At 50.6% G+C, this 19,898-nt stretch carries 19 protein-coding genes and 1 pseudogene; 4 read left to right on the top strand and 16 right to left on the bottom strand.

What is annotated here, in order from left to right; genetic code table 11:
* Nucleotides 1-38: 38 nt before the first annotated feature.
* From T458_RS43455 to T458_RS43505, 12 genes are all read right to left on the bottom strand, one after another.
* On the bottom strand, nucleotides 39-968 hold the full coding sequence (locus T458_RS43455) for an RluA family pseudouridine synthase (protein WP_023557359.1): 930 nt from the start codon (nucleotides 966-968) through the stop codon (nucleotides 39-41).
* A gap of 22 nt (nucleotides 969-990) precedes the next feature.
* Nucleotides 991-1,446: a signal peptidase II gene (gene lspA, locus T458_RS43460; RefSeq protein WP_023557360.1), complete on the bottom strand. Its 456-nt coding sequence runs from the start codon at nucleotides 1,444-1,446 to the stop codon at nucleotides 991-993.
* A 96-nt stretch (nucleotides 1,447-1,542) separates the two neighbouring features.
* The gene (locus T458_RS0128950) at nucleotides 1,543-2,184 is read right to left on the bottom strand and encodes a serine/threonine protein kinase (protein WP_031305887.1); all 642 of its coding nucleotides are present in this window, start codon (nucleotides 2,182-2,184) and stop codon (nucleotides 1,543-1,545) included.
* 155 nt (nucleotides 2,185-2,339) lie between these two features.
* Nucleotides 2,340-3,311: a branched-chain amino acid ABC transporter permease gene (locus T458_RS43465; RefSeq protein ID WP_023557361.1), complete on the bottom strand. Its 972-nt coding sequence runs from the start codon at nucleotides 3,309-3,311 to the stop codon at nucleotides 2,340-2,342.
* Nucleotides 3,308-4,165 carry a branched-chain amino acid ABC transporter permease gene (locus T458_RS43470; protein ID WP_023557362.1) on the bottom strand — a complete coding sequence of 286 codons (858 nt, stop codon included), beginning with the start codon at nucleotides 4,163-4,165 and terminating at the stop codon, nucleotides 3,308-3,310. The genes T458_RS43465 and T458_RS43470 overlap by 4 nt, the downstream gene beginning before the upstream one ends.
* Nucleotides 4,166-4,178: 13 nt before the next feature.
* Nucleotides 4,179-4,886, bottom strand: a complete 708-nt coding sequence (locus T458_RS43475) for an ABC transporter ATP-binding protein (RefSeq protein ID WP_252989837.1) — start codon at nucleotides 4,884-4,886, stop codon at nucleotides 4,179-4,181.
* Entirely contained in the window at nucleotides 4,870-5,634 is a 765-nt protein-coding gene (locus T458_RS43480) for an ABC transporter ATP-binding protein (protein WP_023557364.1), read from the bottom strand. The genes T458_RS43475 and T458_RS43480 overlap by 17 nt, the downstream gene beginning before the upstream one ends.
* Before the next feature lie 30 nt (nucleotides 5,635-5,664).
* Entirely contained in the window at nucleotides 5,665-6,927 is a 1,263-nt protein-coding gene (locus T458_RS43485) for a substrate-binding domain-containing protein (RefSeq protein WP_023557365.1), read from the bottom strand.
* A 19-nt stretch (nucleotides 6,928-6,946) separates the two neighbouring features.
* Nucleotides 6,947-7,945, bottom strand: coding sequence for a 3-oxoacyl-ACP synthase (locus tag T458_RS43490; RefSeq protein ID WP_023557366.1), 999 nt, complete (start codon nucleotides 7,943-7,945; stop codon nucleotides 6,947-6,949).
* Nucleotides 7,942-8,364 (bottom strand): MaoC family dehydratase, encoded by a 423-nt coding sequence (locus tag T458_RS43495; RefSeq protein ID WP_023557367.1) that lies wholly within the window; start codon nucleotides 8,362-8,364, stop codon nucleotides 7,942-7,944. The genes T458_RS43490 and T458_RS43495 overlap by 4 nt, the downstream gene beginning before the upstream one ends.
* The gene (menE, locus tag T458_RS43500; protein WP_023557368.1) at nucleotides 8,357-9,889 is read right to left on the bottom strand and encodes an o-succinylbenzoate--CoA ligase; all 1,533 of its coding nucleotides are present in this window, start codon (nucleotides 9,887-9,889) and stop codon (nucleotides 8,357-8,359) included. The genes T458_RS43495 and menE overlap by 8 nt, the downstream gene beginning before the upstream one ends.
* Before the next feature lies 1 nt (nucleotide 9,890).
* Nucleotides 9,891-10,532: a TetR/AcrR family transcriptional regulator gene (locus T458_RS43505; RefSeq protein ID WP_023557369.1), complete on the bottom strand. Its 642-nt coding sequence runs from the start codon at nucleotides 10,530-10,532 to the stop codon at nucleotides 9,891-9,893.
* A gap of 349 nt (nucleotides 10,533-10,881) precedes the next feature.
* Here T458_RS43505 and T458_RS43510 point away from each other — a divergent pair, with 349 nt between their 5' ends.
* Nucleotides 10,882-12,117 carry an MFS transporter gene (locus tag T458_RS43510; protein WP_023557370.1) on the top strand — a complete coding sequence of 412 codons (1,236 nt, stop codon included), beginning with the start codon at nucleotides 10,882-10,884 and terminating at the stop codon, nucleotides 12,115-12,117.
* Between the two features lie 131 nt (nucleotides 12,118-12,248).
* Here T458_RS43510 and T458_RS43515 read toward each other — a convergent pair whose 3' ends face one another.
* Nucleotides 12,249-13,679, bottom strand: a complete 1,431-nt coding sequence (locus T458_RS43515) for a phosphoglucomutase/phosphomannomutase family protein (RefSeq protein WP_023557371.1) — start codon at nucleotides 13,677-13,679, stop codon at nucleotides 12,249-12,251.
* Nucleotides 13,680-14,191: 512 nt separating this feature from the next.
* Between T458_RS43515 and istA the strand changes: the two genes are divergently transcribed.
* Together istA and istB are read left to right on the top strand one after the other, a co-directional pair.
* Nucleotides 14,192-15,742, top strand: a complete 1,551-nt coding sequence (istA, locus tag T458_RS43520; protein ID WP_144083832.1) for an IS21 family transposase — start codon at nucleotides 14,192-14,194, stop codon at nucleotides 15,740-15,742.
* A gap of 2 nt (nucleotides 15,743-15,744) precedes the next feature.
* Complete coding sequence (istB, locus tag T458_RS43525) at nucleotides 15,745-16,512, top strand: IS21-like element helper ATPase IstB (RefSeq protein ID WP_023554153.1); 768 nt, start codon at nucleotides 15,745-15,747, stop codon at nucleotides 16,510-16,512.
* Nucleotides 16,513-16,602: 90 nt separating this feature from the next.
* Here the strand turns inward: istB and T458_RS43530 are convergent, their stop codons facing one another.
* The gene (locus tag T458_RS43530; protein ID WP_023557372.1) at nucleotides 16,603-16,857 is read right to left on the bottom strand and encodes a hypothetical protein; all 255 of its coding nucleotides are present in this window, start codon (nucleotides 16,855-16,857) and stop codon (nucleotides 16,603-16,605) included.
* 128 nt (nucleotides 16,858-16,985) lie between these two features.
* A pseudogene (locus T458_RS58045) lies at nucleotides 16,986-17,125 on the bottom strand (RHS repeat-associated core domain-containing protein); the annotation flags it as partial.
* Nucleotides 17,126-17,566: 441 nt separating this feature from the next.
* Between T458_RS58045 and T458_RS43540 the strand changes: the two are divergent.
* Entirely contained in the window at nucleotides 17,567-18,031 is a 465-nt protein-coding gene (locus tag T458_RS43540; RefSeq protein WP_023557374.1) for a hypothetical protein, read from the top strand.
* A gap of 147 nt (nucleotides 18,032-18,178) precedes the next feature.
* On the opposite strand, the gene T458_RS43545 is transcribed toward T458_RS43540, so the two are convergent.
* Entirely contained in the window at nucleotides 18,179-19,771 is a 1,593-nt protein-coding gene (locus tag T458_RS43545; protein ID WP_023557375.1) for a long-chain-fatty-acid--CoA ligase, read from the bottom strand.
* Between the last annotated feature and the right edge of the window lie 127 nt (nucleotides 19,772-19,898).

Below are 19,898 nucleotides of genomic sequence, written 5' to 3' on the forward strand. Positions count from 1 at the left end.
CCTTATTTCACCTGTCTACGTAAAGGGGAGCCTATCATTTATTGTTGTCTTAAAAAATGAATGACCTGTTCCAACTCGTCCGGCATGGGGGCCTCGAATTCCAAATGCTCCCCCGTACGCGGGTGAACGAAACCGAGTGTCTTGGCGTGCAAGGCCTGTCCATCCAGATCCAACGTCTGCTTCGGTCCGTATTTGGGGTCGCCCGCCAAAGGATGGTCGATGTATTTCATATGGACCCGAATCTGATGGGTACGGCCCGTCTCCAGCTTCAATTCGACCAGAGTGAAATTCTTGAAGCGTTCCAGCACAACAAAATGGGTGACAGCGGGTTTGCTGTTTTCAAACACAACAGCCATCTGCTGACGGTTTTTCGGATCACGGCCAATCGGCGCCTCGATCGTGCCCATCTCGTGCGGGATCACTCCGTGCACGATAGCGACATACTTCCGATTGACGCTATGCTCCTTCAATTGCGCTGCCAGACTCATATGCGCCTTGTCATTTTTGGCGACCATCAACAGACCGGACGTGTCCTTGTCGATGCGATGGACGATCCCGGGGCGCAGCACGCCATTGATCCCGGACAAATCCTTGCAGTGTGCCAAAAGTCCATTCACAAGCGTACCGCTGTAATGGCCCGGTGCCGGATGGACGACGAGTCCGCGCGGCTTGTTCACGATCACGACATCGCTGTCTTCATAGACGATATCGAGCGGCATCGGCTCCGGCAGAATCTCCATCTCCCGCGGAGGCGGCACGCGCAAGGTAAGCTCGTCTTCTGCCTGCAGCTTGTAGTTGTTTTTTACAGGTTCGCCGCCGACTGTGACGCGCCCTTCCTTGATCCAGGCCTGAACCTGAGAACGGGACCAGTCCTCGTTTTGCAGCGTAATGTATTTGTCGACCCGCTCACCTGCGTCAGACGGCTCTATATTCCAGTCATAGCGTTCAAAAAGCTGTGTGTCGGTCATGTTTGTCTCCTCGCAATGTTCATTATGCGGTTTTCTTTTTTCCTTCCAGGGCCATATCCAGCAGCAAGACTGCTACGCCGATTGTAATCGCCATATCAGCGACGTTGAAAATCGGGAAATTGATCAGGGTAAAGTCGAGGAAGTCAACCACTTGTCCGGTCATGATACGGTCGATAAAATTGCCGATAGCTCCGCCCAAAACAAGGGTTAGGGCCATGGAAACACGCGGCTGTTTTCTGCCGATGCGAATCAGCGAGACCAGGATTCCGACCACAACCACCGTGGTGATTACGATAAAGAGCCAGCGCTGATTTTGCAAAATCCCGAACGCTGCCCCCATATTGCGGTGTGAAGTAAGATGAAAGACATCCTGAATCAGCGGAATCGATTCCCCCAAAGCCATGTACTTCACCACGAGTAGCTTGGTTACCTGATCAAGAGCGATAATACCTGCTGCTGCCAATAGATAATAAAACAATGGTAAATCCTCCTTCGTCTGACTCGCGCCGACCTTCGAACACAATTGTCAAATGTATATGATACCACAAGCAACACACAGAAACAAAAACAGTCATCACCGGAACGGTCGGCGTATTTTCCGGTACAGGCGATACCCTTTGCGCACCGTATTCATCACCCATAACGGGATTTTCCAGCCGCGATCCTTGAGGAACGGCACATAGACCCGATCATACGCCTTGCGCAAATCCTTCCACTTTCGGTCCGGGATGTTTTTCAGATAATCGGATACGTCAATCAAATAGCCGCGCCCTTGATTCATCAGCACATTTTTTCCGTGTACGTCATGAGGAAATAACCCCTTCGCACGGGCGAGGGCCAGGGCTTCCTCCACATCCTCAATCACCTGCGGAGGGATCGGGATTCCGAAACGCAGGCAATCAAACAAGGAGATGCCGCTCATCTTTTTCATGACGATGTATCCTTCCTCCGCCTGATAACAGATCGGAAACCAGGGAGTTACCCCCAATCTCTTATACACCTCCACCTCTTGCTCCCATCCTGGCCGTCCTGGTGCGTAAAGCTTGAGGACCACTTCGGGAAAATCCGGATGGACAAAGACTGCCGCGTAATTGCCAGTACCCAGCAGCTCCCATGGCGCCGGCGTGTGGTGGACAACAACGGGATCAATCGGTGACTGGCTCTCCAGGCGAACATCCTGTAAAAACGATTCGATTACTCTTTGGTCTATTTTCACTCATTCTCATCTCTTTGCTGTCACCGACTTCAATCTTGATTCTAGCAAATCAAGCAAGCCAAGGAAACCAGGAATCACGTATGAGATCGTATGCGCTACCGCCAGTCTGAATTCCAGGGCAATAAAAAAAGTGCGCCATCCGACGCACGTAAAGATTATCCCTTGCTCCATTTTGCCCGCCACTGTCGGAACATCCCCACGATCCCCTGCGGGAAGAACATGACAGCGAGTATATAAATCGCTCCAAAAAAGATCATCCAGCGCTCAAAAATCCAGTGAATTTTTGCCAGGTCGGTCAGCCCTGCATGCACCAGCAGGATCAGCGCAGAGCCCAGAATGCTGCCAAACAGCGTCCCTACTCCCCCGATAATGGTCATCAGCAAGGCGTCGAGCGTGACATTGGTGCCAAACACCGCCGTATTGACAAATCGCAGGGTAATCGCGTACATCGACCCGCTTAGACCTGCCGCCAGTCCGGCCACCATGCTGGCGATGATCTTGTAGTGCAGGATTTGGTAGCCGAGCGACTCCGTCCGCTGCTCGTTCTCACGGATCGCTTGCAACACCTTGCCAGTCGGAGAATCCGTGAAGCGCTTGAGCAGGAAAAACATGAGGATCATGAAGGCAAGCGCGACAAAGTAGAGTGATGTGCGATCCTTCAAAAGATCGGGAATGTAAAAGGTAAAGCCGTCGCTGCCTTTGGTCACATCACGCCACTTCTCTGCCAGCACCAGAAACAGGCCCGCTATGGCCAAGGTCAGCATCGCATAAAAATGACTTTTCAGCCGCAGGGTCATGACGCCGATCAGGTAGCTGACGATTCCGGTCAGCACCAGAACTGCCAGTAGCGAGACCAGAAAAGACAGCAGGCTGTGATCCCAGCGATGGAGAAAAATCGCCGTCGTGTAGGCTCCGATCCCGAAAAACATCGCATGACCAAACGAAATGATGCCGGTGTATCCAAGCAGAATATCGTAGCTCATTGCAAAGACTGCATAAATAAAAATCTGCGTCATCAAGATCAAGGCACCGCGCGAATCGCTGACAAAGGGAAATCCAACGAGCAGCAAAATAACCAGGCCTATCCACCACCGCGAGGAAGCAAGACGTCTCGTTATCATGGTCATCCCCTCCCCAGCAAGCCTGCCGGCCGGAACATGAGGACTCCAAACATCAGCAGCATATTCACAGCAAGTGCCACGCTAGGAACGTAAAAGGTCATAAAGGCGCCCAATACACCCACCAAAAGAGCAGCCAACGCGGAGCCGACCATGCTGCCCATCCCGCCGATGACCACGACGATAAAGGCAAGAATTCCATAATCCATGCCGATCTCCGCGTGGATGACACCCGAATACGGAGCGAACAGCATTCCGCCGAGCGCTGCCATGCCGCAGCCCAGGATAAAAACGTACAGGAACACCTTTTTGATATTGACGCCCAAGGCCTGCACCATCTCCTTGTTCATCACGCCAGCCCGCACGATCAATCCAAGCCTGGTCCGTTTGAGCATGTACTGCAGACCCAGGAAGACGAGAATGCCGATTGCGATGACAAAAAGCCGATATTTGATCAGGATGACCCCGCCGATCAGCCAGCTTTCATCCAGATAGGAAGGGAGCTGGACACTGACCTGATTGGGGCCAAAAAAGACTTTGATACACTCGTTCATCACCAGCAGCAAGCCCATCGTCACCTGGATCTGCGACATCGTATTGGTATAGACCGGCTGGATGATCCATCGCTCCAGCAGCCATCCGAGCAATGCTCCAATCACGATTGCCCCTACAATCCCGATGACAAAGCTGCCCGTCTGGGTGTAAATCCAAACTCCGAAATAGGCTCCCCAGGCAAACAGCGCACCGTGGGCAAAATTAAGCACGTGCATCAGGCCGAAGATCAGCGTCAATCCGGCGGCCAACAGGAAGATCAAACTGCCTGTCGCGATTCCATTTATTGTCAAATTCAACAGCACTTCCAAGCGGTACACCTCCTCATGCGATGCCGAGGTATTCTTTTTTCAACGCTTCGTTCTCCTTCAGCTCTTTCATCATGCCCGTATGCACCGTCCGCCCGTCATCGATGATGTAGTAATCATCCCCGATCGTGCTTGCCATATAAAAGTTTTGCTCGACCAGCACGACCGTTACCCGCTGCTTCATTTCTATAATCACGCTCATCACCTTGTCTACCATGATCGGTGCCAAGCCCTTGCTCGGCTCGTCGATCAGCAGCAGCTCGTTGTCGTTGACACAGGCACGGGCGATCGCCAGCATCTGTTTTTGACCACCGGAGAGCAGGCCCGACGGCTTTTTCCAGAAGGTTTTCAGATCGGGAAAGAGCTGCAGGATCCAATCGCGCCGCTCCAGTGTAGCCTCGTCGGTCTTGCGCATTGCCAGCTTCAGGTTTTCTTCGATAGTCAGATCGGGAAAAACTCCCTGATCCTCCGGCACATATCCAATTCCCTTTCGCGCGATTTCGTAGGTGGGCAGATGATGAATCGCTTCTCCCTTGAAGGTGATCGCTCCGGTGGCGATCGGATTCAGTCCCATCAAAGAGCGAAGCGTTGTCGTCTTCCCCGCTCCGTTACGGCCCAGCAGAACGGTTACGCCTCCTTTTTTCACTTCAAAGGAAACGCCCTGCAGGATGTGGTACTGGTCGATATACGTCTCGATGCGGTCCACTTTAAGAAGCGTCATCATACAGTCCCCCCAGATATGCGGTTTGGACCAGTTCGCTTTTCATGATATTTTCCGGGGTGTCCTCCGCAAGCAGTCTGCCGTTGAACAACACCAGCAGCCGATCTGAAAAGCTGAGCACCATGTCCATCTTGTGCTCGATGAGAAGGATCGTCCGGTTCCCCTGTTCCTTGATTCGCCGGATGACCTCTAGAATGGACGGGACCTCCTCCAGGGACATCCCCGCTGTCGGTTCGTCCAGGAGCAGCACCTCTGTCTCCAAGGCGAGCAGCATGGCGATTTCCAGCTTCCGCTTTTCCCCGTGCGCCAGGTTTTTGGCGAGAGAATCCGCTTTTGCCCCAAGCAAAACCGTCTCCAGAAGCTCGATGGCTCGCTTCTCAAAGTGTGCGTGTTTTTTGGGGCTGGCAAACAGGCTGTAATAGACGCCCTCCTGTGCCTGGACGGCAAGACGGACGTTCTCCAACACCGTTAAAGAGGGGAAGACATTGGTGATTTGAAAGGATCGGCCCAAGCCCAGCCTCGTGCGCTTCGCCACCGACAGATGGGTGATGTCCTTTCCCTTTAGCCACACTTTGCCCTCTGTCGGCTTGAGCTGGCCGCTGAGCAGATTGAACAGGGTCGTCTTGCCCGCGCCATTGGGACCGATGATCGAGGTGAATGTGTGGGGCATGACGTTCAGGCTTACATCCTGGACAGGCTTGTGTCCGCCAAACGCGATCGTCAACCCTTCCGTCTGAAGAATCGGCTGCATGCTATCACCCTTTTTTGATTGATCTTGTGTCTATCGTTTGTTTCGAACCGGCGGAGCGGTATCCTCCGGTGACAGTTCTCCCATCAGGACAGGTACCGGCCACTCCATCCCGTCTTTTTGTTCCAGACGAATCGCGTACATGACCTGCAGCGCTTGATGGTCCTCAGGACGGAAGGTCATTTTTCCTTTTGGTGAATCAAACGACATGCCTTCCATCAGCGGGATCAGATTGTCTGCATTGGTATCGCCATTCGATTTTTTCACAGCTTCGACGATGGCCATCGCCGCTGTCATGCCGCCTGGGACGAACAGATCTGGGGCTTCGCCGTTGTGACGCTTTTTATGCTCCTCGATCAGCCAGTCGTTGACCTCGTTCTTGGGCAGATCGTAGTAATAGAGCGTGAAGCCCTCCATGCCTACCATCGTTCTCATCGTCTTCAGGGTTGCGAAGTCCGCCGTCCCCGTCGAAACCTTGATGCCTTGCTCTTGCAGCTTCATATCCGCAATTTGGCTCCACGGCGTGTTGGCACCGGACCAGATGACGAACAGATACTCCGGCTTGGCCTGAATGATTTTTTGCAAATTCGGCGTGAAGTCTGTCGTCTTTTGATCCGCGTACTCCTCCAGCACGATCTGGGCGCCCTGTTTTTCCGCCACTTCCTTGAAAGCGGCTACTCCATCGCGTCCAAACGCGTAATCAGGCGCAAGGGTGGCGATCTTCGTTCCCTGCTTGGCGATGGCGAGCGCTCCCGCGATGGCGTCCTGCGAGGAGTTGCGCGCCGTGCGGAATACGTACTTGTTCCAGTTGTCTGCGGTGATGCTGTCTGCAGCCGCAGGTTCCACCACCATGATTTTCTTGTGCTCTTCCGCCAGCGGAACGACTGCTAAAGTGTCGCCGGAGCTGGACGAGCCTACGAGAAAGTCCACCTGATCGTCTTCAATCAGCTTCGTCGCCTTTTTTACCGCTACGTCCGACTTGGTCTCGGTGTCCTCGATGATCACCTCGATCGGACGTCCTGCCACTTCATTGGTTCCTCCGGTCGCGTAGGCAATTCCCAGTTCAAAGCCGCGCGTCGTCTGTTTGCCGTAATCCTCCAGCGCTCCGGTCAGAGAGGCGAGGACGCCGATTTTGATGGGCTGTTTCGACTCGCCCTGCGAGGATGGCGCACCCTGTCCTGACCCAGGCTGGCTTGGCTGAGCCGCTGGCTGCTGTGAACAAGCGGCTGCCAACAATGTCGTCGCGACCAGCAGTGAGGTGATTGTGAACTTGAATCCTTGCTTTCTCCTTCTCATCTTCGTTCCCCCTCTATTGTCATTCGAGCCATTCCAGTACTGTTGCGGCCCAGGTATAGCCTGTTCCAGCGCTTACGGTGACGATTTTGTCTCCCTTTTGGAAAAGCTGGCGCTCTTGCCCTAGGTGCAAGCCGATGCAAGGGTCGAGCGCAGACAAGTGACCGTAATGGTCCAGATAAATGGCCTGCTCTTCTCGCAGCTCCAGTCTGTCCAGCAGTTCACGAAACATCGAGCGCTTGGTGTGAAGCGGAATCAGCCAATCGATCTCGCTTACGGAGCTGCCGCTTTTCGCCATCGCTTCCTGAACGACATGCACGAAATTGCTTACAGAGACGGGGTCCAGCCGCTGTTTCATATCCTTGGGATCCTTCACATCGAGAAAATGGAGCCGCTGCTGCACACTCTCGAGACTGGCCGGATGCTTGGAGCCGCCGCCCACTACCCGCACATCGTCATGAAAAGAACCGTCCGTGTATATGCAGGAACCGAGCACGCGGCTTCTGCTGGAGTCCCGCGAAACTAGCGCTGCTGCCCCTCCGTCAGCAAAGTTGAACATGAAGCGGGAGCGCACATTCTGGTAGTCTACCAGCTCCGCTTCCTTGCATCCCCCGACCAGAAGGATGTTGCGGATGGAGTCATCTGCGACGAGCATGTCCCGGGCTACTTTTAACGCGATGGGAAAGCAGGAGCTGACATTCATGATCTCGAAGGCGTACGCGTTCTTCAGCCCCAGCTCGTGCACGATTTTGGTGCCGCAGGTCCAGACCATGTAGTCCTTGTAGGAGCTTCCGAAGTAGATCAGAACATCGATGGAGAGCGGATCTACTTTTTCCAAAATGGGTTTCGCAGCCTGAATCGCCATATCGGAGGCGTGGATGCTGCTGTCTGAGACATGCTTTTGCACCAATCCGAATTTTTCCACAATGACATTCTCGGGAATCTCGGCCCGCTGTGCGATCTCCTTCGCGGTCTCAATTCTTGGCGGAAAGTATACGCCTGTATGGGTAATACCGATCATGCTGCTCCCCCCTGTTCCTCACGCGGCACCCGCATCTTCGCTTCTCCCTCAAGGACCAGCTCTCCATGCTGATTGCGGCATTCCGTCTTGAGCCGCATGTTCCCTTTTTCAGGGTCAAAGTCCAGCACCTCTACGGTAGCCGTCACGGTATCGTTGATAAACACAGGCTTGACGAAGCGCAGCGTCTGTCCCATGTAGACACATCCCGGTCCGGGCAAATGCATCCCCAGCACCCCCGACAGCAGGCTGGTCGTCAATAGCCCATGCGCGATCCGTTGTTCAAAGCGCGTGTTTTTCGCATATTCCCGATCGACGTGAATGGGATTGAAATCTCCGCTGAGTCCCGCGTATGTCACGACGTCCGTCTCGGTAATCGTTTTGCTGAAAGAAGCTGTCTGTCCGATCTCGTACTTAGCCATGCTGTTCCTCCTTCATAAAATCTGCTTTGATTGTTTTTTTGTCGATTTTTCCGGTTGCATTCTTGGGTAGCTCGTTGACAAAATCTATCCTCACGGGCACCTTGTACTTGGCCAGCCGCTTTTGGCAGTACAGCTTCACATCATCTGCATGAAGCTCATGTCCCCTTTTGACGGCGATCGCCGCTACCGGTACTTCTCCCCATTTCGCGTCCGCAACCCCTACCACAGCCACCTCATCAACGGCTGGCAATTGGCTGATTACCTGCTCTACTTCGAGGGGATAGATGTTTTCGCCGCCGGAGATGATCATGTCTTTCTTGCGGCCGATGATGGTGACGAAGCCCTCCTCGTCCTGCGTCACCAGATCGCCGGTCAAAAGCCATCCATCATGAAACGATTCAGCTGTCGCCTCAGGCCGATTCCAATACCCCTGCATGACGTTGCCGCCCTTGATCCACAGCTCGCCGATTTCCCCGGGGCCGACATCCTCTCCCCTTTCATCGACGACGCGAATGTCGCAAAACATCACTGGCTTGCCGATTGAACCAATCTTGCGGCCGTAGTCCTCGCGTGAAGTCATAAATACGGTCGGGCTTGTTTCCGTCATGCCAAAGCCTTGGGCGAACGGTACCCCGCGATCCAGATAGCTTTGAATCAACTCATGCGGACAAGGCGCTCCTCCGCAGTAAAACCAGCGGATCGAGTCGAGATTTGTAGTTGGAAAATTGGGACTTTTCCGAATAAAATCGTAGATCGTAGGTACGCCCATGACGATCGTCACACGATGTTCTTCGATGAGCTGAAGCGTTTTTACCGGGTCGAAACGATGAGGCACGATGACTGTCCCTCCGGCAAAAAGCGTCGGCAAAGCGAACAGTCCGATCCCGCCGATATGAAACAGCGGCAATAAGGTGAGGGATTTGTCAAAGGAGGTGAGTTCGAGTGCCAGCACGTTGTTGACAGCGTTCCAGAACATATTTTCCTGGGTGAGCACTGCCCCTTTGGGCTTTCCTGTAGTGCCTGATGTATAGCAAATGATGAAGGGAGTGTCTCCGGCAACCCCCTCCCTTCTCAGCAAGTCACTCGGATAAGCTGCCGCCTGCTCGGGTAGCTGCTGACGGGAGCCTTCTCCTTGATCGAACCAGAGTACCTGCTGAACCTCGGTGCTCGCGAGGATGGATTCCGCCTCCTGTCGAAAAGCGGTCTCGACGATCAGCAGCCGTGAGCCGCTGTCGTTGAGCTGGTATTCCAGCTCGCTAGGTGTGAGCCGTACATTGAGTACGACCGCAATGCACCCCAGCTTGGCGATCGCAAACAGCAGCATGAGGTATTCGATGCTGTTGGTCGCCCAGATGCCGATGCGTTCGCCAGGCTGCAGCCCGTACCTCACTTCAAGCATGTGGGCGTAGCGGTTGATTTCCGCGCTCATTTCTCGGTAGGTAAGCTGCCGTTTCTCATCGATGAGTGCGATTCTGCCGGGTGTAATGAAGGCTCGCTTATCAATCCAGTCCGCAATCCCGTTCATCCTACTCCCCCTTCTGATCCTTTCCTTCCTGGCGTACCAGCCCTTCAAAAATAAAGGTGATGGCATCCTGCACGACCTCGTCAGGCACCTCTTTATCCTCCCAGTAGACCCAGCGCATCCCGATGAAGGAGGTGACTCCCATCAGGCAATAGGCTACCGTCTCGGGATTGAGGTTTTTGAATTCGCCCCGCTCGATCGCGCCTTCCAGTCCTTTCAGGTAACCTTGTGCCAGCCGTTCGTAATAGGCGCGGTACAACTGCTCATCCACCAGCACGGATTGCTGGACGATACTGTACAGGTTGCGGTGGTTTTTCACCCATTTGAGGAAGACGTGGATCCCGATCTCCAACGCCTCGCGCTGGCTTTTCGCCTGAGCTACCTCCTGCTTGATCTCGATGCGGAAATCCCGGCTCAGCTGGCGGATGAGCTCCGCGTAAATTTCGTACTTGGATTCAAAGTAATTGTAGAAGGTTCCCTGTGCGACGTTGGCCTGCTGGGTAATGTCAATGATGGAGGCAGCGAAGTAACCTTTCGCCCCGAAAACCTCTTCGGCTACGTTCAGCAGCTTTTGCCGCGTCTTCGCGCCTTTCGTCGTCGCCGGTGTCTTGCTATGTTGTTTCATCGCGGGAGTTTGCTCCGTCATTTGCATCACCTTTTGTCTGAAAAGAAGTAGTTGCGCTCTCAAAACTGAAAAGTGAATCAGTTGTCAGTTTTTCTGATTATTATGATAGCGTTTTCAAAATTGTTTGGCAATTGTTTGTTGGTAAATTTTCTCTGCCATTTTCTAAAAGATTTTTAAATAGGGATTCGTTTCGAAATATTGCAAAGCTACGACCAACAGTGATATACTTTGAGAAGCGAAAATGTGATCGGCTCATTGAAATGCTGGGAGCCTGTTTATGGTTGGAGGAAATCCTCATCCATAAGCAGGCTCCTTATCGTTTTTATTAGGGACTAAAAAATCCCTAGAAACGCAAAGAGGAGCGTGGAGTATGAGAACCGTTTTTGGAGATCGTCATTTTCGCAAATTATTTTTTTCCAACCTGTTTTCTGGCTTTGGTCAAGGCATGACCATGATCGGAATATCGTGGTATTTGGTCGAATCGACCGGCACAGTCGGCGTGCTTGGCTCAACCATGTTGATTTCGGCTATCCTGTCGCTCCTCATCGCACCCTACGTGGGTACGTTGATTGACCGCTATTCTCGAAAGCTCATGCTGCAGATCGAACAGCTCGGAGGTTTTGCGGTTTTGTTCTTCCTGGCGGCTTGGGGATTTTGGGCTCCTTACGAGGAGTGGATGCTTGTCCTTCTCTATTTGGCGACGATGTTTATGTTTCAACTACATGAGCCTGCCCAGGCTGCTCTCGTACAAGAGATCTTTGAGCAAAAACAGTACAAAGCGGTCAATGCGGCGTTGGAGGTGGAGAATCAGACCGCTCTCATTCTGGCAGGAGCATGTGCCGGACTTCTTCTTGGGCAGTTCGGCCTTCATGTGGTCCTTCTCTTGAACGCATTCGCCTATTTTCTCGCTTTCGTGACGCTGACAGGGATTGATTATGCGTTTACGCCGAAAAGGCAAGCGGAAAGCGCTGCCCGAACCTCTTGGTGGGTCCTTTTTTCTCAAAGCTGGGTCTATATCAGGACGAAACCGGGTTTCCTCATCTTTGGAGTTTCCGCTCTGATGCCATTCATTGCGGTGTTGTTGACGAACCTTCTGAATCCTCTATTTGTAAGCCAGGTTCTAAGAGAAGGAGTGAACATTTATTCATTCGGAGAGGTTACATATTCCATTGGCGCGGTGGCAGCAGGCATGTGGATGGGATGGCTGAGCCAACGATTCGGCGCAATCGCCTATATGGTTTTTCATTTTATCTGGATGGCCGTAGCTCTCGTCATGACGGTCGCCATGCCGATCGGTTGGGTATTTGTTCTTTTATCGGCATTCTTAGGCTGGTGCAACGTATCGACACGGTTGATCCGTCAGAACCTGTATATGGAGTTGCTGCCGAATCATTTAATGGGAAGAGTCTTGAGCTTTTTTCGAGCTATTGGTACCTTGATGAGACTGTGTTTGCTGGCTCTGTTCACGTTCATGCTCGATTCCACCAATGCTGCTGCCGGATATTTGGTGCTCGCAGTGTTAGTCATCATCGCGGCTGCGGGAATTGCTGTTTCCATGCCTACGTTACTCAGGCAGACAGCTCCGAGGGATACGACTTCTTCTTGACATCGCGTCACTATTCGTACCAGTTTGCCCGGATGGTTGGATCATCCAGCACGCCAGATACCGTATATATTCTCTATAAAAAAGGGATGGCCCATTGGCCATCCCTTAAGCTATTCAATCGACTTATGCTTCTAAACCGATACCCGAATATCCAGAAACCAGTCCCGAATGGCTTCCTTGATTTTTTCCAGTGCCTGCTGTGTTGTAGCTTCACAATAGATGCGGACCAACGGCTCGGTTCCAGATGGTCGAATCAAGACCCAATGCCCGTCCTCCAATAACAATTTGCGTCCATCCTTCGACTGAATTTGTTGAACGGCAAAGGGACCGATCAATTGAGGTTCTGCATCCATGATTCGTTGGAGCAAGCCTTCCTGTGAGGTCAAGGGCAGGTCCAGGCGTGTGCTGAACCGCTCGCCGAACTGTTCGTGGATGTCGCGCCTGATCTCGCTGATGCTCTTGCCCTCCCAGGCGCACAGCTCTGCGATCAGCATGTTGATCAAGACGCCGTCTTTTTCCGGGATATGGCCCAGGATGCTGGCTCCTCCGCTCTCTTCCCCGCCGATCAGGACATCGCCGCGCAGCATCTGCTCCCCGATATACTTGAAGCCGACTGGCGTTTCGATCAACTCCAGTCCGTAGACCTTTGCCATTTTGTCCAGCAAGTGCGTGGTCGCTACCGTACGCACGATTCTACCTGTCAGCTTGCGGTTTTTTACCAGATGGTAGGTGAGAAGCACCAGGACATCATTGGCTGGAATGTACCTGCCTTGCTCGTCTACCACGCCAAAACGGTCGGCATCCCCGTCATTGGCCAGTCCCATCGTTGCCTTTTGGTTCAGCACCTCTTGCTTCAGCAAGGCCAAATGCTTGTCATTGGGTTCGGGAAGATCTCCTCCGAATGCGGCGTCTATGCACTCCCTGATGCCGACGGTTCGGACTCCCGCTTCCCGCAGCAAGCCGCTTACATACCCGATGCCAGCACCATGCATGGCATCGACGACCACATGCAGGGAAGATCGGCGCAACACGTCCATTTTTACCATCCGCCGCAAATGGGCCTCGTAATGTGGACGCAAAACGATGATTTGCAGACGCTTTTGTGCCTTGGCTTCTTCCAGGGAGATCGTTCGCACCTCGCCGCTCTCTGCGATCCGGGCAATCCAAGCCTCCAGTTTTTTGGTGATTGCAGGCGTCGCAGGGCCCGCGTATTCGGGGATGTATTTGATGCCATTGTACTCGGGCGGGTTGTGACTTGCCGTGATCATCACCGCTCCACTCGCGGCGAAATGCTTCACGCCGAATGCGACCGCCGGCGTAGGAGCAGCCTCATTCAGCAAATAGGTGCGTATACCGTTGGCGCTTAGTACTTTTCCTACCTCTTCTGCAAATCTTCTTCCTAAAAATCGGGTGTCATGTCCGACGATCAGCGGTTGCTCCTGTTGTCCGATCTCTTTTGTGTAGCAGGCAATCGCCTGTGCCACGATGCGAACATTTTCCATCGTGAATTCCTCTGCGACAATCGCACGCCAGCCATCCGTCCCGAAGCGGATCGCATGCATGTTATCTCCCCTCTCACACCAGCAATAACTGCGATACGTTCACTTTATGCGCAGCAACAGGCGAATAATACTTCTTTCCCGCTGACTGCCGAAGTATCTTCGCCGTTGGCTGATGTATTCACTTATACTTCTTACCGTCATCTTAGCTGATTGGGGGTGGAAAGGCTGTCGAACGCTGGGTGGGGGGTGGTTGTTCTTTTGTCGAGGGGGGGAAGGGAGTATTGTTTCGGTTACTTCTACATATCGGACTGTCATTAGTCTGAATTGTGTAGATGCAGATTTATCGATTTATCTTCAGTGCCTATAGGCAAGTCCCTGGTTCATCCTTCTCTTTGCGCCTAGATTTTAGTTTGGGTTTGGATAGCACATCTATTGCTGTAACTGCTAAACTAAATTCAACAGTATCCGCCAAATAGAAATGAACACTTTTTTCTTTCACTTGGTAACCCAGTTAAGCTATGATTACTTGTTCAACATAGCTTGGCTGGGGGATGGGAAAGGTGGAAAAATTACTGTTGTATCTTCAGGTTCATCAATTAAAAGAGCAAGGATTTAAGGTGGCAGCCATCGCAAGGAAATTGGATCTGTCGAGGAACACGGTCTATAAATATCTAGATATGACTTTTGAGGAGGCATCAGATTGGGTCAATTCCCTTGGTAACAGAAGCAAAAAGTTGAATCCCTACCGGGATAGGATTCTCAGTTGGTTACATGAACATCCAGATCTGTCTTCTTCTCAGGTCGAGGACTGGTTAAAGGAGAAATATCCTTCCATTAAGATTGGAGGAAGCACAGTTCGATCCTATGTTAGTGAGCTAAGGGAAATATACCATATTCCGAAAATTGTACATATTCGTGATCACGAAGCAGTGGACGAGTTGCCAATGGGCCAACAGGCTCAAGTGGATTGGGGAGAAGTCACGGTTAAAAATATGGAAAAAAAGGACGTGAGATTATACTTCATCACTTTTGTTCTCTCCCACTCCCGTTTCAAGTATGTAGAGTGGCAAAGCAGACCCTTTACCACAAGGGATGCAATCAGATGCCATGAAAACGCATTCGTATTTTTCGGAGGAATGCCAGAGGAATTGGTTTATGACCAAGATCACCTGATCACCGTAAGTGAAAATGCAGGAGACATTATCCTGACGAGTGAATTTCAGTCTTATAAGCAAGAACGTGGATTTCGCCTTTATTTATGCCGCAAGGCAGATCCGCAAAGTAAGGGCAAGATAGAAAACGTAGTGAAATTCGTGAAAAGAAACTTTGCCAAACACAGGGTTTTCTCCAATATCGATGCATGGAACGAACGGTCTCTGGCCTGGCTATCACGGACAGGCAATTACAATGTGCACCATACAACAAAAAAGAGACCGGTTGAAGTGCACGCCCTCGAAAAGCAACACTTGAAGCCAGTCTCTCCCCTGCTCTCTTTCGAGAGCAACCGTGGATCCAGTATAACAAGAACTGTCCATAAGGACAATGTGATTAAATATAAATCCAATCGGTACTCCCTTCCTTTAGGGACATACCGTCCAAGGGGAGAGAATCAAGTATTTATCGAGATTCATGAAGAGGAACTGATTGTCAGAGCAACTCCGCAAGGAGAAGTTCTTGCACGACATCGGCTTTGCCACGGAAAAGGAGAGCTTATAAAAAGTAGACAGCACTCACGTGATCGATCTAAAGGGATTCATGCTTATAAGGAGACCATTATCCGCCAATTTCACGATCAAGAAAAAGCAATGCTGTTTATTCATGAGATAAGCGTTCGGTATCCGAGGTATGTACGTGATCATTTGCAAATCGTTCAATATGCCATCACCCATTTCCAACCTGATATTGAGGAAGCCTTGGATGTATGTGTAAAAGACCATTTATGGAGTGCAAATGACCTCCGGGATGTTGCACAGCACCTTTCCCGACTAAAAGATACCAAGCCCTCCTCAGAACCTCGTTTCGATCAAGCAATACCAAGCAACTTCCGCAACCTCTCCGCATTACAAGCCACTTCACCAACGAGGGAAATGGATAAATATTTAAAAATACTAGGGGGCATTTGACGTTGAACAGCACCGTACAGACCATGCAAAATTACTTCCGCCATCTTCGGATGGCGGAGACAGCCAATGAACTGCCTGAATTCCTTCGTAAAGCTGAAAAATTCTCTTGGACCTATCAGGAATTTCTAGAAGAACTCTTAACCTATGAATTGAAACGGAGAGAAGCAAAAAATGCGGAGAGGAGATTGAAATGGGCCAAGTTTCCCTATCAAAAGACCTTGGATGAATTTCAGATCGATGAGCAAAAGTCAATCAGTTCCCGCCAAATCAAACAGTTGAAGGAACTGAATTGGCTAGAACAACAGTACAATCTGATCCTTCTTGGTCCTCCAGGAGTGGGCAAAACCCACATTGCAATTGGACTTGGGTTAGAAGCGATACAAAAGGGTTTTCAAGTTACCTTTTCAACCATGGGAGAGTTGATCCATCTATTGAAAACCCAAGAGTACCTCACAAAATCACAAACGCAGCTTAAAAGAATAAACGAATCCGATTTGGTCATTATTGATGATCTCATGTATATGGCAATGGATCAAAGGGAGGCAAACCTATTTTTCCACCTCATAAACAACCTGTATGAACGAAGTTCAATCATATTAACATCCAACAAAGGACCCGAACAGTGGGGAGAATTAATAGGTGATCAAGGAATTACGACGGCTATATTAGATCGATTGCTTCACAGAGTGGAAGTGATCCAACTAAACGAAGACAGCTACAGAATCAAATACAGGAGCTCTATTTTCGGAGAAAAAAGTGTTCAATCTTAATGAGCAAAAAGTGTTCAAAACTACTTGACGGTTACAATTGCAGACCCTGCAATCTCAATAAAAAGATACAAAACACTCCATAGTAAATGATTAGAAGATAGTAGTAACCTCAACTTCAACCCAAATATCTTTAAGCTGCTTTGATTTTATTCTACCATCCTTCAATAAATCCATCACATTATTAAAGATTTGTAGTGTCTCATAATCATAGAACTTCATAATGTTCCATCCTTTATCAGTCTGGGTTATTGAATATTTTTCTCCTTGATAAACGAACTCTATCTCATGCCCTAAACCTAAATCTTCTTCAAGTTGTTCAAAAGTATATCTCAACTCTTCTCCCATCCTTACCTCCATCGTTCTCGTGGTGTTTTTTTTTAATCCCAATTACGATCATGTGTACTTTCGGATGCAAGTCAACATCCCGTAATTCTCTTCCATCAGACCCAAAATATCTTCTTGTTTTCAAATTTCCATCTGTGACCATCTGCCGACTCACACCAATTCCCAGTAGGATCAATATTATTAACTGGGTTGTTGTGAATATATGTGTAGCGGTTCAGTGAGAGGGATTATCCACAGCACCCTTATACGTATCCTCCGAGATAAACCTCAATTTCAAGTCAAATATGAATATATTATCTCCACCAATAATACCCAGACCATTTACTTATTTCCTTTTATATAATCAATCATTTTCTTCACAAACAAATATATCGCGAATCCCCCGAACGCTAGAAACGTAATAGATATATAAATCGATCCTGGACGATAAACCATAGCACCAGACGAAGTTCCACGTCCCCCAATGTGTACCTCTCCCGAAATAAGTCCGTCGATTCCAGAATAAATCATGTATAGACCGAACAAAAACGAAATGACTATACCTACATCCTCAGAAAACCACTGCAACTCTTTCACCTTCCAGTCTTTGCTGAGAGTAAGAACAATGTATAGCCAATAAGCATTTTCCAAAATTCTCCTTTACAAACCTACTAGGCTACTGTAATTTAAAGAAAGTATGTAAAATTATGTAAGTCCAAAGGAGGCCAACATGAAAAAGTATCTGGTATGTTGTCTCGCATTCTTTCTTGCTCTATCTCCATTCGCTTCTATAGACACCTTGGCTAAGACTAGTCATAAGCAGATCAGTTCATCTATGGCTCCTGAAGACCTCAGTCAATTATCCTTTTCTGCTCAGTTTAAAAAAGCTAAAAAAGACAGTGTCAAGCTCGAAATCAGAGTAAAACAGACCAGCGGCCCACGTCATGAGGTCGAGAGTACCTTTGTTTTATCCAAGATCGAAAATGAAAAAATCCATCAGGTGGCAAGCGGGGAATTATACACAGGAATTATCAAGCATCAAAAGAAAGTAAAGCTGTCGTTCAACGAGCTCGAAAAAGGAAAATACAAGCTAGATTTGCAGGCATTTATGGTCATTAGTGAGGATGAGACCTGGGGCGCACGGAAAAATATATACTTTACCGTAACGGACAATGGTGTAATCGAAGGCTGGTAAGAAGCGTATTGACTCCTGCTTTTCGTCAGGAGTCTTTTTTCATCCACTTCAGAACGATCCCGTTAACCATGCAGATGAAGCGAATGAAAGGATAAAGCCGATGCCCACAGGCACCGACTTCTCCTCCCCACACATCCGAACAATCGTCTAATTCACCATCCTGCCCTTCTCCTCCCAAAAAGGCTTGCGCAGCTCCACTTTGCGAATTTTCCCCGAAGCCGTCTTCGGCAGCTCATCCACAATCTGAAAGCCTTTGGGACACTTAAATGCCGCCATCCTCTCGCGGCAGAATCGATGCAACTCTTCCTCATCAACTGTCATGCCTGGGCGTGGGACGATAATGGCGAACGGCACCTCTCCCCATTTCTCATGAGGGACCGAAACGACTGCTGCCTCCAAAATGGCAGGATGCTCATACAGCAAGCCCTCCACCTCGATCGACGAGATATTTTCTCCGCCGCTGATGATAATATCCTTCTTGCGATCCACGATGTCGATGTACCCCTCGGCATCGATCGTCGCCATGTCTCCTGTCCGGTACCAGCCGTCCACGATAGCCGACGCCGTGGCTTCCGGCTGCTTCCAGTATCCGACCATCACCATGTTGCCGCGCGCGATGACCTCCCCGATGCTTTGGCCGTCTTGCGGCACATCCTGATCCTCGTCATCCACGACGCGAATTTCGACATTGAGCATCGGGATGCCTGCCTTTGCTTTCCTGCGAAAACGGGTCTCCTCCTCTTCGTCCCGTAGATGATGCTTGATCGGGGAGACGGTGATCAGCGGGGCACATTCCGTCATGCCGTATACCTGGATAAACTCCCAGCCGAGCTGTTGCTCCACCGTGCGTACGAAAGCGGTCGGCGGCGCAGAGCCAGCGATGACCACACGCATTGGCTCCTCCAGTTTTTCGCTTTGAAACCGCGGTTCATTGATCAGCATGTTCAATACAGTCGGGGCCATGCACGCGACGGTGATGCCCTCCTTTTGGATCAGGGCGTGGATCAGCGGCGGATCGATCTTGCGCAGCATCACGTGTTTGGCTCCGACGGCCGTAAAGGAGAAAGGAGTACCCCAGCCATTGACATGGAACATCGGGAGGGTATGTAAAAGAACATCCTGGTCGGAGGCATGCAGATGGAACATGGTGTTTTGCATATTGAAGTACAAGGTGCGGTGGGAGTGCATGACTCCTTTTGGCTTGCCCGTCGTACCGCTTGTGTAAAGAATCGTCGCCAGGTCCGTCTCTTCGATGTCCACTACGCAAGGCTCGCTGCTTTCTTGTGCCAGCAAAGCCGCATAGCAGTCCCAGCCCTCCTGACCCGCATCCTGCCCGCCATTCCCCATACAAACGCGGTGAGTCACACTCCGCAGATAATTTACGATTGGCTCCACGAGAGGGACTAGCTCCTCGTCCACGAAAAACAGCTTCGCCTCCGCATGATCGACGATGTACTGGTAGTCATGCGGCAACAGGCGCGTATTCAGCGGAACGACGACCGCCCCGATTTGAAAGCAGGCGTAGAAAAGCTGCAGCATCGCGGCCGTATTGGGTGAGAGGACAGCCACCCGATCTCCCTTTTCCACACCCAATCGCTGGATCGCGCGCGCCAGTTGATGCACTTCCTGCTGAAATTCGCGGTACGTCCAGCGGCGCTCTCCCTCGACCACGGCTTCCGCATTTGGATACAGCAAGACAGCACGGCGCAGTGTGTCGTCGATTCGCAAAGCAACATGCATAGGGTTCCTCTCCTTTTATATGGTTTAATATCCATAGACTAGCAATTCCGATGATCCTCGTCAATTTACTTTTCTGAAAATTCCATCCCTTTCAAGCAAACGATGTTCGCAGAGGTAGAAGTAATCG

This window comes from Brevibacillus panacihumi W25, from assembly GCF_000503775.1.
GTDB lineage: Bacteria > Bacillota > Bacilli > Brevibacillales > Brevibacillaceae > Brevibacillus > Brevibacillus panacihumi_A.

Excerpts from the sequence above, each read along its gene's own strand:
- T458_RS43455 (WP_023557359.1), bottom strand. The coding sequence starts at position 968 with ATGACCGACACACAGCTTTTTGAACGCTATGACTGGAATATAGAGCCG.
- T458_RS43495 (WP_023557367.1), bottom strand. The coding sequence starts at position 8,364 with ATGGCTAAGTACGAGATCGGACAGACAGCTTCTTTCAGCAAAACGATT.
- T458_RS43465 (WP_023557361.1), bottom strand. The coding sequence starts at position 3,311 with ATGACCATGATAACGAGACGTCTTGCTTCCTCGCGGTGGTGGATAGGC.
- T458_RS43510 (WP_023557370.1), top strand. The coding sequence starts at position 10,882 with ATGAGAACCGTTTTTGGAGATCGTCATTTTCGCAAATTATTTTTTTCC.
- T458_RS43475 (WP_252989837.1), bottom strand. The coding sequence starts at position 4,886 with ATGATGACGCTTCTTAAAGTGGACCGCATCGAGACGTATATCGACCAG.
- T458_RS43545 (WP_023557375.1), bottom strand. The coding sequence starts at position 19,771 with ATGCATGTTGCTTTGCGAATCGACGACACACTGCGCCGTGCTGTCTTG.
- T458_RS43515 (WP_023557371.1), bottom strand. The coding sequence starts at position 13,679 with ATGCATGCGATCCGCTTCGGGACGGATGGCTGGCGTGCGATTGTCGCA.
- T458_RS43540 (WP_023557374.1), top strand. The coding sequence starts at position 17,567 with ATGAAAAAGTATCTGGTATGTTGTCTCGCATTCTTTCTTGCTCTATCT.
- T458_RS43505 (WP_023557369.1), bottom strand. The coding sequence starts at position 10,532 with ATGACGGAGCAAACTCCCGCGATGAAACAACATAGCAAGACACCGGCG.
- T458_RS43490 (WP_023557366.1), bottom strand. The coding sequence starts at position 7,945 with ATGATCGGTATTACCCATACAGGCGTATACTTTCCGCCAAGAATTGAG.
- T458_RS43485 (WP_023557365.1), bottom strand. The coding sequence starts at position 6,927 with ATGAGAAGGAGAAAGCAAGGATTCAAGTTCACAATCACCTCACTGCTG.
- T458_RS43480 (WP_023557364.1), bottom strand. The coding sequence starts at position 5,634 with ATGCAGCCGATTCTTCAGACGGAAGGGTTGACGATCGCGTTTGGCGGA.
- menE (WP_023557368.1), bottom strand. The coding sequence starts at position 9,889 with ATGAACGGGATTGCGGACTGGATTGATAAGCGAGCCTTCATTACACCC.
- T458_RS43530 (WP_023557372.1), bottom strand. The coding sequence starts at position 16,857 with ATGGGAGAAGAGTTGAGATATACTTTTGAACAACTTGAAGAAGATTTA.